The sequence below is a fragment of the Brucella sp. GW823-FHT04E01 genome, assembly GCF_058796175.1.
Map to the genome: position 1 here is coordinate 799503 of NZ_JBXAIK010000002.1, position 15828 is coordinate 815330.

Sequence of the window (15828 nt, forward strand, 5' to 3'; positions counted from 1 at the left end):
CGTCTGCCGGACATGCTCAAGGCTTTGCTTTTGGCAAGGAGGTTGCCGCCGATGAATTTCGCCCCGCCCGTATCAGATATGCTGCAACTCGCCAACTGCATTCGCGCTCTTTCGATCGATGCCGTCGATGCCGCCAATTCCGGCCATCCGGGAATGCCGCTCGGCATGGCTGACGCCGCAGCCGTTCTGTTCTCGAAGCATCTGAAATTCGACGCATCGGCTCCCAACTGGGCGGACCGCGACCGTTTCGTGCTCTCCAACGGTCATGGCTCGATGCTGCTTTACAGCGCGCTCTATCTGGCGGGCTACAAGGATGTGTCCATCGATGAGCTGAAGAACTTCCGCCAGTGGGGTTCGAAGACCGCCGGTCATCCGGAATATGGTCATACAGAAGGCGTTGAGCTGACCACCGGCCCGCTCGGTCAGGGTCTCGCCAGCTCTGTCGGCATGGCAATCGCCGAACGCGCGCTCGCCGACCAGTTCGGCAAGGATATTGTCGATCACCGCACTTATGTGTTCTGCGGCGACGGCTGCCTCATGGAAGGCGTGGGACAGGAAGCGATCTCGCTTGCCGGTCACCTTCGCCTCGGCAAGCTGATCCTGCTTTATGATGATAACGGCATCACCATCGACGGCAGCACGGAAATCGCCTTCACCGACGATATTCCCGCCAAGTTCAAGGCTTGCGGCTGGAATGTCGAAAAGGTCGACGGTCACGATCACGACGCCATCGATGCGGCGCTGACGCGCGCCAAGGCTCAAGCCGACCGCCCGACGCTGATCGCGCTCAAGACTGTCATCGGCTATGGTTCGCCAAATCGCGCCGGTACGAGTGGCGTGCATGGCGCGCCGCTGGGTGCCGCGGAAAACGCCGCCACCAAGGCAGCGCTCGGCTGGACGGCGGAAGCTTTCGAAATCCCTGCACCGTTGCTCAATGCCTGGCGTGAAGCCGGTGCGCGTGGCGTTTCGGAACGTGAAGCATGGCAGAAGCGCGTTGATACGCTGCCTGCAACCGAACGCGCCGAATTCGACCGTCGTATTGCCGGCGTTCTGCCGGAAGGCTTTGCGGCAGTTGTCCACGACGCCAAGCAGCGCCTCCTCGACAAGCCGCTGAATGTTGCGACCCGCAAGGCAAGCCAGATCGCGCTTGAAAGCCTGACGGCAGCCCTGCCGGAAATGATCGGCGGTTCGGCTGACCTTACCCATTCGAACCTCACCCGCGTTCCTGCCGTCGACAGCGATTTCACGCCGGAAAAGAGCGGTCGCTATGTCAGCTACGGTGTGCGTGAATTTGCAATGGGCGCGGCTATGAACGGTATAGCGGTTCATGGCGGTTTCATCCCTTACGGCGGCACCTTCATGGTGTTCTCCGATTACGCCCGTAACGCCATCCGCCTTTCGGCGCTGATGGGCGTGCGTGTCATTCATGTGCTGACACACGACTCTATCGGTCTCGGCGAAGACGGCCCGACCCACCAGCCGGTCGAACATCTGGCCAGCCTGCGCGCCATGCCGAACCTTCATGTCTTCCGTCCGGCAGACACGATTGAAACGCTGGAATGCTGGGCTGTGGCGGTTTCTGATCCGCATACGCCTTCGGTTCTGGCCCTGTCGCGCCAGAACGTGCCGCAGCTGCGCACCGATAATGGCGAGAACCTTTCCGCACGCGGCGCCTATGTGCTGCGTGAGGCGAAGGGCGAACGCCAGATCACGCTGCTTGCCACGGGCACGGAAGTCTCGCTCGCAGTGAAGGCCGCCGAAAAGCTCGCAGAAGAAGGCATCGCAACGGCGGTTGTCTCCATGCCGAGCTGGGATCTGTTTGAAAAGCAGGGCAAGGATTACCGCAAGGGTGTTCTGGGCGATGCGCCGCGCATCGCCGTCGAGGCCGCAGGCAAGTTCGGCTGGACACGTTATGTCGACAGCGAAGACGACGTGATCGGTATGGATGGCTTCGGCGCTTCTGCACCTGCTGAAGTGCTCTATGAAAAATTCGGCATCACGGCCGAGGCGATTATCGCCCGCGCCAAATTCTTGCTGGAGCAGGGCAAATGACGATGGCTGGCAATTTTTCTCCACTGGTTCTGGTGGGCGATAGCGATCGCGTGGAAGCAGAAGCGGTCGGCGCCTATCTCGACAACTGGGCTGGCAAGGACGGCTTGCGTCTTGCGACCGCCGACGCCATCAAGGCTATTCTTGCTGGCGCAACGCGGCTCGCCGGTCGCATTGCACGCGGTTCGCTTCCCGGCGATCCGGGCAAGCTTGTCGGCGTCAACAGCGATCAGGACCAGCAGAAGTGCATTGATGTCGGTTCGCACAATCTGTTCGTCGAGCTGCTGATTGCGGCGGGTGCAGCCTCCATTCTTTCGGAAGAAGCGGACCTCCCCGTAGCAGGCAAGGCCGATGGGCTGATTGCCGTTGCCATCGATCCGCTTGACGGTTCGGGCAATGTGGGTCTCGGTGCACCGCTTGGCACGATTTTCTCGGTTTTCCCGGCAGATACGGCTGAGCCGTTTTTGCAGCCCGGCAACCGCCAGATTGCAGCCGGTTATGTTTCCTACGGCAATTCGGTCGATCTCGGCTTTTCGGTCGGCGAGGGCGTGATCTTCGCGACCTTCGATCCGGCAAGCGGGATTTTCCATATCACGCGCCGCAATGTGACACTGCCGGAACGCACGTCCGATCTGGCGTTCAACGCATCCGTCCAGCGGCATTTGTCCGCTGGTATGCAGGCCTATGTCAACGACGCATTCCTTGGAAAGGATGGTCCGCGCGGGCGTAACTTCAACATGCGCTGGCTCGGTGCTGCGGTGGGCGACATGCACCGCATCATGCAGCGTGGCGGTTTGTTCTTTTACGTGAATGACAGCCGCCCCGGCTACGAAAAGGGCCGCTTGCGGCTCGTCTACGAAGCCAATCCAATTGCTTTCCTCGCCCGTGAGGCGGGTGGCAAGGCGACCGACGGTTCGAGATCCATTCTCGATATCGTCCCGCAATCCTATCACGAGCGCAGTGCGCTGGTGTTCGGCGTGGCCGAAGAGGTGGATATCCTTGGCGAATACTTCGCGAAATAACCTGATCTGACATCGTCTGGAGCATTGGAAATGCTCCATCCATTTGTTTTTACGCGCATCTTGTTCCGAAAACCGTTTCACACTTTTCGGGATGCGCTCTAGGAGGCTAGAAATGGCGCGCATTACGCTGCGGCAATTGCTCGATCACGCCGCTGAAAAGGGTTACGGCGTCCCGGCATTCAACATCAACAACATGGAACAGGCGCTTGCCATTATGGAAGCGGCGGATGCCGCCGATGCGCCGGTGATCCTGCAGGCTTCGCGCGGCGCGCGTTCCTATGCAAACGACATCATGCTCCGTCATATGATGGATGCGGTGACGGAAATTTATCCGCATATTCCGGTTTGCGTGCATCTGGACCACGGCAACGAAGCCGCCACCTGCATGACCGCCATCCAGGCAGGCTTTACCTCCGTCATGATGGACGGTTCGCTCAAGGCTGACGGCAAGACGCCTGCCGACTGGGACTACAATGTTTCAGTCACGCGTCAGGTCAGCGAGATGTCGCATCTCGGCGGCATCTCGGTGGAAGGGGAACTCGGCGTTCTGGGTTCGCTCGAAACCGGCATGGGCGATGCAGAAGACGGCCACGGCGCGGAAGGCGTGCTGTCGCACGACCAGCTTCTGACCGATCCGGACGAAGCCGTGAAATTCGTGCGCGAAACCAAGGTCGATGCACTGGCAATCGCCATGGGCACGTCGCATGGCGCTTACAAGTTCAGCCGCAAGCCGGACGGTTCCGTGCTCGCCATGAATGTGATCGAGGAAATCCATCGCAAGCTGCCGAACACGCATCTTGTCATGCATGGTTCGTCTTCTGTGCCGGAAGAGCTGCAGGAAATCATCAACAAGTACGGCGGCAAGATGAAGCCGACCTGGGGCGTTCCGGTTGAGGAAATCCAGCGCGGCATCAAGCATGGCGTGCGCAAGATCAACATCGACACGGACAACCGCATGGCCCTGACCGGCCAGATCCGCCGCGTCCTGCAGGAAGATCCGAGCGAATTCGATCCGCGCAAATACCTGAAGCCTGCAATGGCTGCCATGACCAAGCTCTGCAAGGAGCGCTTCGAGCAGTTCGGCACTGCCGGTCATGCTGCCTCGATCCGTCCGATCCCGCTTTCCGAAATGGCAAAGCGCTATCGCGATGGTTCTCTGGACCCGAAGTTCAGCTAAATTCTGCTGTTAAAACCAAGTCTCGCTGAGACTTGGTTAAGCCCGTGCGGCGATTGAGCATCTTCAGGGCGTGATGCGTTAGCATCTTAGCGCCCTGCTATAAGCCAAAAGAAAAGCGGCCTGATGGCCGCTTTTTTTGTTTTCAAGAAACTGAATAATCAGCCCTTGTTGTACTTCGCGTCAACTTCGTTGATCGCGTTGACATTGCCAGCCGAACGGCCGTTTTCGTCAAAGGTCTCAGCAAGGAAGGCGTCGGCAATGGTCTTGGCTACTTCCGAGCCGATGACGCGGGCGCCCATGGTGATGATCTGGGCATTGTTGGAAAGCGCTGCGCGCTCTGCCGAATAGGTGTCGTGCGTCAGCGCGGCGCGGATGCCCGGAACCTTATTGGCTGCAATGCATACGCCGATGCCGGTGCCGCAAACGAGGATGGCGCGGTCATAGGTGCCGTCGAGAACGGCGGAAGCCACGCGGTCGGAGAGGTTGGCGTAGAATGTATCTGCGCCAGCGTCTGTACGCGAGATTTCCGAAACCTCGAAGCGATCCTTGAGGTGATCGGCGAGAACCTTGGCCAGACCTTCGCCGGCGCTGTCGCCTGCTACTGCTACTTTCATCATATTGCTCCTTAATTAGCTCGAGTCTTGGCGGCACACTTGGCCAGAATGTCGAGATAACCTTCGACGTTCCATGCCGAGCGACCGATGAAAAGCCCGTCAATGTGCGGGCAAGCGATCAGCTCTTCGCAATTGCCCGGATTGACCGAGCCGCCATAGAGGCAAGGCACACGACGACCGAGTACGCTTTCTGCAACCGCGATGATTTCCGCCTGGCGCGCATCGGCATATTCCGCCGATGCCGGGATACCATTTTCGCCGATGGCCCAGACCGGCTCATAGGCAAACAGGATTTCCGCCTGCTTCTGGTCACCGGAAAGCTTGGAAAGTGCACCGCGCACTTCTTCCTCAAGAACTTCCGCGGCGCGTCCGCTTTCGCGGTCTTCCAGCGTCTCACCGATGCAGATGAGTGGGATCAGGCCGTGGCGCACCGCAGCTTCGACCTTGAGGCCGACCGTTTCGTTGGTTTCACCGAAATGTTCACGGCGCTCGGAATGACCGAGTTCGACGATATCGAGATTGCAGTCCTTGAGCATCAGCGGCGAAATCTCGCCGGTCCATGCTCCCTGATCGGCCCAATGCATGTTCTGCGCGCCGACCTTGACGGAGGTGCCGAACAGGATTTCCTTCACTTCGCGCACGGCGGTAAAGGGCGGGATGACGAAACGCTGAATGTCGGTCGAGCGGCTTGCATCGGCAGCTTTCAAGGCTTCGGCGAAAATGCGGGCCTCGGCCAGCGTCTTGTTCATCTTCCAGCTGGTGCCAATCCAGAATTTTGTCATGCTCGATTTTCGTCCTCTAGGTTTATGCGCAGTCGTCAGCGATGGTCAGTGCAATGCCCGCCTGTTCAAGATCGGCCAGTACGGTCGCGTCGGGGGAGGCATCGGTTATGATCGCGTCGAAATCGGAAAGATCAGCCATGACATGCAGGGCAGGGCGTCCGAACCGCTGGTGATTGACCAGAAGGCAGGTGCGGGCGGCGGATGCCGTCATCGCGCGCTTGGTGCGAACAACATTCTCATCCATGTGATAGACGAGCTTGCCATTGACTGCAGGCGAGGAAATGAAGGCGATGTCGGCGCTCAGATGCGACAGGGCCCCTTCCGTCAGGATGCCGAAAAACGCATTGAACTTGGCTGAATAGGTTCCGCCGAGCGCAATCAGATTGATCCCGTTCTCGCCCTTCAGTTCATCGATGATGACGGCATTGTTGGTGATGACTGTCAGCGGGCGCTTTTCCAGAAGCATGCCGCCAAGGACAGCCGCCATGGAGCCGTCATTAATCATCACCGTCATGCCGGGTTCAACAAGCTCAAGCGCGGCGCGGGCCATTTTCTGCTTCGCTTCGCCGTCCTGCCGTTCGCGGAAGCGGAAATCGCTTTCAAATTGTGTGCCGGTATCGATTGTCGCGCCGCCGCGTACTTTGCGCAGCACGCCGGTATGTTCCAGCGAATCCAGATCGCGATGGATCGTCATTTTTGATACGGCAAACCGATCCGCCAGATCGTCGAGGTCGACGGCCTGATTTTCGATCAGAAGGTTTATAATCGCCTGTCTTCTGTCGTCGCGCTTCACGCTCTCGTCCGATCTCATTGGCGGAACATTTTCTGCGCGAAGTTAGATCACAAAATCACAAAATAATCCATTGCAAAAATGTTATTATGTTATTTTCCGTTCGGCTGCTCAACGAGCGTCTTTGCCGTGCGTTCATCGGTGATGAGACCGTAAAGACGACCGCTTTTCAGCACAGCGCGGATGGCTTCCGCCTTGGAAATTCCACCGGCAAGGCCCACGATTCGGCTCATATCCGCGTTTTCGACTGATGCAGCGATGGTGCGGGCGGTCAGCGCGGTTTCAAGGCGCTGGCCATTGGCGTCAAAGAAATGGCCGAGCATTTCGCCAACACCGCCGAGGCTGGCGATCTCTTCGACCTCGGCCAGTTCTATCATGCCGGATGTGACAAGCTGCGCCTGCGCATCGACAGTGCCGATGCCGACGATCTTCAGTTCGGCTTGGCAACCCATGTCGAAAACGGTGGTGACGCCGCGCTGTGCGAGCAGCACTTCGCGGTCTTCCGCCGTGTTGGCGAAGAAGGGCACCGGCATCACATAAGCAGGCATACCGGTCTTTTCGGCGATACGGTGCATAACGTCATGGGGGTTGGCGGCGAAATTGCGCGTCAGGCCGCCGAGCAGCGACACGAAGCGCAGATCATTGGCGACGACGCGCGGCATATAGTTGACTGCAGCCGAAAGCGTGCGGCCATGGCCGATGCCGATGACTTCATGGTCGCCATGCTCGATCTCGCGGCGCAGAAAATCTGCACCCGCATGGCCAAGCGCCATGAGCGGCAGACCTTCCTCACCGATGTCGGGAACGACTTCGCAATAGTCGAGGCCGTACATATCGGCGAGACGATTTTCGAGGTCGATACATTCGGTAATGTCGCCGTCGATACTGACCTTCACCGCACCGTCCGCGACGGCTTTGGCAATAAGGCGATGCGCTTTCACGGAGGGCAGACCAAGGCGCTTCGCAACGGCTGACTGGGTCATGCCCGCCACGAAGTGAAGCCATGCGGCGCGCAGCGCCAGTGAATCGTCAGCATCTGCCATTGAAAGCGGTCCGGTTCCTGAAATCGTTTATATCTTCAAGTCCTTAGCGCCGGTGTCAATGTGCGGAGCCCAGAAAGCCACACTTTCCGCAATCTGCGGAATGACTTCACGGTCATTCGGCTCGCGCTCCTTGAACGACAGTTCGAGGCAGATTTCATTGTCCACAGCGCCGCCTTCGGCAAAGGCTTTCAGAAGCGGTTCCGGCTGGATGCGTCCCTTGGCATTGAACGCGGCTGTGAAAGGACGATGTCCGCCCTTGTCCATCAGGCTCTGCTTGATGTGAATGATCGGCGAGACTTTCGGCACGGCGCGTGCCCAGGCGTAGGGATCGAAATCGTCCGGATTGGCGGAAGTCACATCGCCGTGGTCGATATCGGCCATCATCCACATCGGAATAGCCATGTCGGCGGCGGTCAGGCGATCCTGAAGCTTCATGCATTCGGCAATCGTCTCGCCAAATTCACGCCCGATGCTCATCGGTTCCCAGAACACATAGTCGAGACCGGCACGGCTCGCATGTTCGGCGACTTCCGCCCAGCAATCGATGGCGATCTTGATCAGATCTTCGCGGCGCGCAGCGTCATCGAAATCCTTATAGGTGAAGATCGCAAACTGCGTGCCGACCGACTTGCCGCCAAGATCGCCGATAATGTCGGCGAAGGTCTTGAACCAGTCGACATAGTAACGGCGCACTTCTGCGTCCGGATGGCCGAAATGGTTGAGGCGGCCATAGGGGCCGGTCATGCCCGAAGTGACGCGAACACCGGTACGCTGCAAGGCCTTGTCCATGTCGCGCGTCAGGCGGCGGATGGTTGGAGCCTGCCAGCTTGGATTGATGAACTCGTGTGTGAGCTGGAGATCGCGCAGGCGCAGATCGCGCGCAACCGTTTCAATCAGGTCATCCGGTTCGGCAAAGCGGTTCACAAGTGGATTGGTGTTCAGAGAAAGCGTAAGGGCCATAGTGTCCTCAAGAGACCATTTTAGCGTTGTCGAACCATTCCACGAAAGCGGCGCGTTCGGCTTCGGTCAGGTGCAGATAGTGCTTGGTGCGGCGATAGAGAATGTCTTCCGCCGTCATTGCCCATTCCCTGGCCACCAGATAGCGCACTTCCGCCTCATGGAAATTGCCGCCGAAATGACGGCCGAGCCCTTCGAGGTTCTGTGCGCCTGCAACAACGTCTTTCGTGCGTGCGCCGTAGAGACGACCGTAGTGCTGGACGAGCGCGCGCGGCATCCACGGATAGGTGTCGCGCAAGGAGTTGGCGAAGGTTTCATAATCGGCATTGGCGATTTCGCCGCCCGGAAGCGGTGCGCCATGAGTCCAGTCGCCGCCCATCTTCGGGAAAATGTGCTTGAGGCGATGCATGCCGCGCTCGGCCAGCTCGCGGAAGGTGGTGATCTTGCCGCCAAAGACGTTGAGCAGCGGCGCGTCGTTGGTTTCATCGAGGTCGAAGACATAGTCGCGGGTGACGGCGGAAGGGTTGCCCTTGCCGTCGTCGAACAGCGGACGCACACCGGAGAAGGAATGCAGCACGTCTTCACGCCTGAGCTTTTCCTTGAAATAGCGGTTCACTGCAGTCAGCAGATATTCGATTTCCTTCTCATCTGCTGCAACATCTTCGGCACGGCCTTCATAGGCGATGTCGGTGGTGCCGATCAGCGCCTTGTCGCCCTCGTAGGGATTGATAAAGATAACGCGCTTGTCGTGGTTCTGGACGAGATAGGCATTTGCGCCCGACCAGAATTTCGGAACGATGATGTGGCTGCCCTTGACGAGACGCACATTGCGCGACGAGTTGGAGCCGGCGACATTGTGGATGACATCCGTGACCCATGGTCCGGCGCAATTGACGATGCAGCGCGCGCGGAATGTGCGGGTTTCGCCCGTGTCGCGGTTTTTCGTTTCCACGATCCAGCCGCCTTTTTCGCGACGAGCGGAGACGACAGGCGTGCGGGTCAGAATGGTCGCGCCTTTTTCAGCAGCGCCAACCGCATTCAATGCAACGAGACGGGCATCATCGACCCAACAGTCGGAATATTCGAAGCCCTTGGTATATTGGTCGAGGATCGGCGTGCCTTCCGGATCGCGCCGCAGGTCGAGCGTGCGTGTGCCGGGAAGCTTCTTGCGGCCGCCGAGGTGGTCATAGAGAAACAGGCCAAGCCGCACCAGCCAGGCGGGACGGTCCTGCGGGCTGTGCGGCAGAACGAAACGCATTGGCCAGATGATATGGGGAGCGGCGTTCAACAGCACTTCGCGCTCGATCAGCGCTTCGCGCACAAGGCGAAACTCATAATATTCGAGATAACGCAGACCACCATGTACCAGCTTGCCGGAGCGTGACGAAGTTCCCTGCGCCAGATCGTCTTTTTCCGCCAGCACCACCTTGAGGCCGCGCCCGGCGGCGTCACGGGCCACGCCCGCGCCGTTGATACCACCGCCGATGACAAAGAGATCGCAGGTTTCCGGTTCAGCCATTTCATGCTCCTTCGGATGCAATTGCATCCCATAGTCTATATGTGCCGGAAGGAAGGTCCGGCCTTATTCGTTTTGTTCACCGCATTTCCGAACGCAAAACCGCTTCACGCTTTTGCTGGAAATGCTCTATCGGAAGCCAACTTGTCCCAGACGGGCGTCAGTGCCAGCCGGGCTTCCTGATAGGCAACGAAGAGTTCTTCATAGTGCTTTGCGCGCGGACCATCCGGGGCCTCGCAAGGGCCAAGCAGCGGCTCGACCCATTCCGCAATACATGCATCCATGCTTGGATAAGCGCCAATGGCCACCGCAGCCATCATGGCAGCACCTGCGGCTCCCGCCTCTTCACGCGAGGAAACGCGCACGGGCGCATTCACCGCTGCGGCAAGGGTGCTGCGCAATGCTTTTGAACGCGCTGCACCGCCGGTGATGCGCAATTCTGCGGGCATTTCACCCATGGCCGTGTAGCAATCGCGCGTCGCCATTCCGAGGCCCTCGACAACCGAGCGCACCATTTCCGGGAAACGGTCGCGGCTGGAAAGACCGACGAAACCGGCCCGGGCATAGGCATTGACGAAGGGACCGCGTTCGCCCGCTTCCGAAATATACGGATGATAGAGGATTGCACCCGGACGGCTGGCATTAAACCAGTCATCAAGGCGGGGAATGAGGTCACTGAGCGAAACAGGCTTGTCTGGCGTCGACATGAGATCGGCAGCAACCTGCAATATCCAGTCGATGTTGATCGTTGCCCCCATATTGGTCTGCACCTGGGTGACGATGCCGGGAATGGGCAGCGCGATGACGTAACCGGTGCCTTCCTTGTTCAGGTGGATATCGGCAACCGGCTTGGCGCGCATATGGACGCCTGTCGAACCAATGGTCGAGCACCCGGCGCCTGCTGTGCCGCCGCGCACGCCCGCACCAAGTGCTGTCATGGCCATATCGACATAGGCGAGACTCACCGGCGTCCCTGCCCGCAAACCCGTTGCAGCTGCCGCTTCGGGGGATAGCGGATGCTGCACTTCGGTGCCGTCGATGATTTCCGGCAGCAATCCACGCCGTTTCCTCAGACCGAGCGCGTCGATGACGACATCGTCATACTGGCGATTGCGGAAATTGCCGAAGGTGAAGCTTGCTTCCGAAGGGTCGGTGGCGCGAACGCCGGTGAGATTGAGATAGAGCCAGTCTTTGCAGTGGAGCGCGACTTCGGCATTGTCCAGCAGCTCGGGCGCGATGCTGTCCATATGCGCCATCTGCGAGCCTTGCTGGCAGGTGTTCAACCCAGTGCCGGTCGCTTCAAAGCGCGCGCGGTTCATGGGGCCAGCGGCGAGGCGCGTCACCGTCGTTGCCGCGCGGGCATCGAGCCACAGCCAGGCATCGCCGACCGGCTGGTTGTCGCGGCCAACAAGCCAGGTTCCGTCACCCTGACCGGTAACGGCGATTGCCGCAGTGCGTTCGGCAAGGCCGGGCATCTTTGCACCGAGGTCGCGCAAGGCGCGCGCGCAGTCCTGCCACGTCTGGGAAAGCGATTGTGTGACAGCGCCATGTTCGCCGGTATCGTATTTATTGCGAACGGCAGCAGATTCGATCTGGCGTCCGCTAAGGTCGAAAGCGACTGCCTTGAGCACAGACGTGCCCGCGTCGATCCCGATGATGATGTCACCTTTCTCACGCATGGCGGCTATGTGCTTTCATTGACATTTGGATTCCTCCCGCGACTGAAAATACGTCGCTCGCAGCCCTGTTTATAATGAAATCGGGCGATGGCGTATGCTGGAGATAACATAACGCTATCACGTTGTCTGTAAAATTTTCTAGATGGCGCATTTTTTTTCACCAAAGAGTGAATGCAGGGGAAATCTCCGCGCCTTCGAGTGCGGTTTTCCCACTGTTTTCCATCAATAGCTTAATGTTTCTTCGGTTTTAAATATGTTTAATTCATTGAAAATAAAAGAAAATATAGAAGTTTGTGAGTATCTTTGTGGCTGGCTTTGCGAGAAAAGACGGTGCTGTGAATAGTGCGATTGATAACGAATTATGTAGTGGATTTCTCTAGATCGTGATCGAGATTCGGCGCGAAATTGTGCTATTTCACCAGTGTTTCGAAAACATCCGATTGACAGCTTTCGAGCTTTATAACATCATTATTGGAGTTAATAACACGCCGCTATCATAGGTTTTGATTGCGGCGCATCTGTTTCCAGGATGCACGGAGGAGCGGGGCCCTGGAATTCATGTGGAGGCTATCATGATCTCGTCTGTCGCGTCCTGCACCGCTTTGGCGGAGGCTTTTGCCTATCCGGTAAGCGTGATGACAATGGTCGAGGGTAATCTCCGGGCGGTCTAATTCAGCCGCATCATCCGTTTCCATAACGACAATACGGCAGAATTGCTGAAGGCGTTTGATAATGAGTGCACAAACCAGTCAAGTTTCACAAAAACCCGCCAAGCTGAGCCGCGCCGTCGTCTGGAGCGTGATCGCTGCGATCGTGGTTGTCGGTGCGATTGCCTTCGACACGAAGGTCGTGAAGATCGGGTCTGATTCCGATGTGCGCCAGCAGGCTTTCTCCCCCGATGCCTACGGTGCTTCCGAATTCCCCAAGGTGAAGGCGAGCGTTGAGCAGCGCGCCGTGGATGCAGTGGAAGTTGGAACGGCTCTCGCCGCCGACAAGGCCGCCGCCGGAAAGAAATATGGCGTCGGCGACGTCAATCCGGTTGTCCCGGTCAAGTTTACAGGCACCGTTGAGGAGCGCAAATCCAACTACAATGTCGTGAAGGTCGACGGCCTGCCGGAAGGCGTTGCCATCCGCGTTCAGACCGGCCCTGCCGTCAACGGCACCGATCTGCGCGATGCGACCGGTGAAATCCAGTTCGGCCAGTTCAAGAACCAGATCGAATATCAAAATGCCGGTTCTGCCCTGAACAACGAGATGAAGAAGCAAGTGCTTTCCGGCGTCGATGTCGAGAATCTCGTCGGCAAGACCGTGACGGTGGTTGGCGTGTTCAAGGTCGTCAATCCGAAGAACTGGCTCGTCACGCCTGTGGGGCTCGAAGTGAAATGAGCACCGCTTCGAAAATCGAAGGCAAAAACGGTGATGTCGTTCTTGCCGCAAACAACGTTGCCAAATCCTATGGTCGCATTCATGCCCTGAAGGGCGTGAATTTCGAGATTCGCCGTGGTCAGGTCACGACGCTTTTCGGCGAAAACGGCGCTGGCAAATCAACGTTGATGAAAGTGCTTTCGGGCGTCATCCAGCCGACTTCGGGCACGATCATTCTCGATGGCGAACCTGTGACGTTCAATTCGTCCACCGAAGCGCGCGACCTCGGCATCTCGATCATCCATCAGGAATTGAGCCTCGCGCCCAACATGAACGTGCGCGACAACATCTTCATGGGGCGCGAAATCCGCACCGCCACCGGCGTTGATTTTGCCGAGGAAGAACGCCTGACGCGCGCGCTTCTGAAGGAACTGGAAGAAGACATCGACCCGCTGACGCCGGTCGAGGAACTTCGTCTCGGCCAGCAGCAGGTCGTTGAAATCGCCCGCGCCCTTTCGGTCAATTCGCGCATTCTCATCATGGATGAGCCGACTTCGGCGCTCAGCGCCTCGGAAGTGGAAGTCCTGTTCAAGGTCATTCGCGACCTGACGGCGCGCGGTGTCGCCATCGTCTACATTTCGCATCATCTGGAAGAAGCGTTGCAGATCACCAATCATGCGGTGGTGCTGCGCGACGGAACCATGACGGCCTATGCGCCGCGTGAGGAAATTGATCTGGAATGGATCGTGCGCAACATGGTCGGCGAGAACTTCGATCTCGGCTCGCCTCCAACCGGATATGACTGGGGCGATGTGGCGCTCTCTGTTGAGAACCTGACCGTTCCCGACCCGGGTGGCGCGGGCTTCTCGCTGGTCGACCGCATGTCGCTCAATGTACGCGCCGGTGAAATCGTCTGCATTTATGGTCTTATGGGCGCCGGTCGCACAGAACTGCTGGAAACCGTTGCCGGTCGTCTCAAGGCAAGCGGCGGACGTGTTCTCCTCAAAGGGCAGGACGTTTCCGGCCTCACCATCGCACAACGTATCGAGAAGGGTCTTGTGCTGGTGCCGGAAGATCGCCAGCGCGACGGTCTCGTCCAGACGATGACGGTCGGCAAGAACCTGTCGCTCGCCAGCATCGCCGAAATGACCAAGGGTCTGTTCACATCGCGCAAGCGTGAAAAGCAGATTGTCGATCAGTCGATCAAGAATGTGCACATCAAGACGGATGGCGGCGAAGCAGCAATCGGTTCGCTTTCCGGTGGTAACCAGCAGAAGGTCGTGATCGGCAAGATGCTGGCGACCGAACCGGAAGTCATCCTGCTTGATGAGCCGAGCCGCGGGATCGACATCGGGGCGAAGGCGGAAGTGTTCAAGCTTCTGGCTGAAAAGGCGAAGCAGGGTCTGGCTGTCGTCTACACGACTTCGGAAGTCGGCGAATGCCTCAGCATCGCTCATCGTATCATCGTCATGCACCGTGGACGCATCTCTGCCGAATTCGGATCGGACGTGTCCAAGGAGAAGATCATGGCCGCCTCGGGCGAAGCCATGGTCGGTCACTAAAACATAATCCCGAAAAGTTGCAGACTTTTCGGACAAGATTATGCGTTAAAAACAAAAGGATAGAGCATAAGACCCGACAAAGTCGGGTTGTTAAATGCTCTGGTTATGGAGCACTGATAGAATGTCAGTCACGAGCACCAACAAAGAAACAGCGGCTCCGAACGGCGCGAAGCGGAAACCCGGCATCGTGCATCTGCTGCTCGAAGGTCGTGCATTTTTTGCACTGATCGCGATCATTGCAGTTTTCTCGTTCCTTTCGCCTTATTATTTCTCGGTCGATAACTTCCTCATCATGTCGTCGCACGTGGCCATTTTCGGCCTGCTTGCCATCGGCATGCTGCTCGTCATCCTCAATGGCGGCATCGATCTTTCCGTTGGCTCCACATTGGGGCTGGCCGGTGTGGTCGCCGGGTTCCTGATGCAGGGCGTGACGCTGCAGGAATTCGGCATCATTCTCTATTTCCCGGTCTGGGCCGTGGTTCTCATCACCTGTGCGCTCGGCGCATTCGTCGGCGCGGTCAATGGTGTGCTCATCGCCTATCTGCGCGTTCCGGCCTTCGTTGCGACGCTCGGCGTTCTTTATTGCGCGCGTGGCGTGGCGCTTCTGATGACCAATGGCCTGACCTACAACAATCTCGGCGGACGTCCGGAGCTTGGCAATACAGGCTTTGACTGGCTCGGTTTCAACAAGCTGTTCGGCGTGCCGATCGGCGTTCTGGTTCTGGCGGTTCTCGCCATCATCTGCGCCATCGTTCTCAACCGCACCGCATTTGGTCGCTGGCTCTATGCGTCGGGTGGCAACGAACGTGCGGCTGAACTGTCCGGCGTTCCGGTCAAGCGCGTCAAGGTGTCGGTCTATGTCATTTCCGGCATCTGCGCTGCCATTGCAGGTCTGGTTCTTTCTTCGCAGCTGACGTCGGCCGGTCCGACGGCAGGCACCACCTACGAACTGACGGCAATCGCTGCCGTGGTTATCGGTGGCGCTGCGCTCACTGGGGGGCGCGGTACTATCCAGGGCACACTTCTCGGCGCTTTCGTGATCGGTTTCCTTTCCGACGGCCTCGTGATTATCGGCGTGTCCTCCTACTGGCAGACCGTCTTTACCGGCGCGGTAATCGTGCTCGCGGTTCTGCTCAACAGCATTCAATACTCCCGGCGATGATCGATAGCGGCTCTGTCCACCGTTCCGGACGGAGCCGCGAAAATAACCGGGCGTATCGAAAGACTTCCAAAAAGGCACAAGATCTCGAAAACGGCCTGATGGAAATGAGT

The 15828-nt window shown here is 58.2% G+C and carries 13 protein-coding genes; 6 read left to right on the plus strand and 7 right to left on the minus strand.

Translation table 11 applies throughout. From position 1 onward, the window contains the following. Positions 1 to 51 precede the first annotated feature (51 nt). The 3 genes from tkt (at position 52) to fba (ending at position 4248) form a co-directional block, all read left to right on the plus strand. The gene (gene tkt, locus AC1RHM_RS09130) at positions 52 to 2052 is read left to right on the plus strand and encodes a transketolase (protein WP_036587135.1); all 2001 of its coding nucleotides are present in this window, start codon (positions 52 to 54) and stop codon (positions 2050 to 2052) included. After that, a complete protein-coding gene (locus tag AC1RHM_RS09135) occupies positions 2049 to 3071 on the plus strand; it encodes a class 1 fructose-bisphosphatase (RefSeq protein ID WP_151895801.1) in 1023 nt (340 codons plus the stop codon). The genes tkt and AC1RHM_RS09135 overlap by 4 nt, the downstream gene beginning before the upstream one ends. Positions 3072 to 3183: 112 nt before the next feature. Next, the gene (gene fba / locus AC1RHM_RS09140; RefSeq protein WP_010660864.1) at positions 3184 to 4248 is read left to right on the plus strand and encodes a class II fructose-bisphosphate aldolase; all 1065 of its coding nucleotides are present in this window, start codon (positions 3184 to 3186) and stop codon (positions 4246 to 4248) included. Between the two features lie 158 nt (positions 4249 to 4406). Here fba and derI read toward each other — a convergent pair whose 3' ends face one another. The 7 genes from derI to AC1RHM_RS09175 form a co-directional block, all read right to left on the minus strand. Then, positions 4407 to 4862, minus strand: a complete 456-nt coding sequence (derI, locus tag AC1RHM_RS09145) for a D-erythrulose-4-phosphate isomerase (RefSeq protein WP_029928121.1) — start codon at positions 4860 to 4862, stop codon at positions 4407 to 4409. An 11-nt stretch (positions 4863 to 4873) separates the two neighbouring features. Further along, positions 4874 to 5644 (minus strand): triose-phosphate isomerase, encoded by a 771-nt coding sequence (locus tag AC1RHM_RS09150; RefSeq protein ID WP_036587137.1) that lies wholly within the window; start codon positions 5642 to 5644, stop codon positions 4874 to 4876. Positions 5645 to 5666: 22 nt separating this feature from the next. After that, the gene (locus AC1RHM_RS09155; RefSeq protein WP_029928117.1) at positions 5667 to 6437 is read right to left on the minus strand and encodes a DeoR/GlpR family DNA-binding transcription regulator; all 771 of its coding nucleotides are present in this window, start codon (positions 6435 to 6437) and stop codon (positions 5667 to 5669) included. 89 nt (positions 6438 to 6526) lie between these two features. Beyond that, a complete protein-coding gene (locus tag AC1RHM_RS09160) occupies positions 6527 to 7477 on the minus strand; it encodes a sugar-binding transcriptional regulator (RefSeq protein WP_011982651.1) in 951 nt (316 codons plus the stop codon). A gap of 27 nt (positions 7478 to 7504) precedes the next feature. Then, positions 7505 to 8437 carry a TIM barrel protein gene (locus tag AC1RHM_RS09165; RefSeq protein WP_036587138.1) on the minus strand — a complete coding sequence of 311 codons (933 nt, stop codon included), beginning with the start codon at positions 8435 to 8437 and terminating at the stop codon, positions 7505 to 7507. Between the two features lie 7 nt (positions 8438 to 8444). Then, on the minus strand, positions 8445 to 9953 hold the full coding sequence (locus AC1RHM_RS09170) for a glycerol-3-phosphate dehydrogenase (RefSeq protein ID WP_043061612.1): 1509 nt from the start codon (positions 9951 to 9953) through the stop codon (positions 8445 to 8447). 104 nt (positions 9954 to 10057) lie between these two features. Beyond that, positions 10058 to 11629: an FGGY-family carbohydrate kinase gene (locus AC1RHM_RS09175; protein ID WP_036587141.1), complete on the minus strand. Its 1572-nt coding sequence runs from the start codon at positions 11627 to 11629 to the stop codon at positions 10058 to 10060. A 732-nt stretch (positions 11630 to 12361) separates the two neighbouring features. Here AC1RHM_RS09175 and AC1RHM_RS09180 point away from each other — a divergent pair. From AC1RHM_RS09180 to AC1RHM_RS09190, 3 genes are all read left to right on the plus strand, one after another. Next, a complete protein-coding gene (locus tag AC1RHM_RS09180; RefSeq protein ID WP_011982655.1) occupies positions 12362 to 13015 on the plus strand; it encodes a DUF2291 domain-containing protein in 654 nt (217 codons plus the stop codon). Next, positions 13012 to 14556 carry a sugar ABC transporter ATP-binding protein gene (locus tag AC1RHM_RS09185; RefSeq protein ID WP_036587143.1) on the plus strand — a complete coding sequence of 515 codons (1545 nt, stop codon included), beginning with the start codon at positions 13012 to 13014 and terminating at the stop codon, positions 14554 to 14556. The genes AC1RHM_RS09180 and AC1RHM_RS09185 overlap by 4 nt, the downstream gene beginning before the upstream one ends. A 121-nt stretch (positions 14557 to 14677) precedes the next feature. Then, positions 14678 to 15718, plus strand: a complete 1041-nt coding sequence (locus AC1RHM_RS09190; protein WP_010660874.1) for an ABC transporter permease — start codon at positions 14678 to 14680, stop codon at positions 15716 to 15718. Positions 15719 to 15828 lie beyond the last annotated feature (110 nt).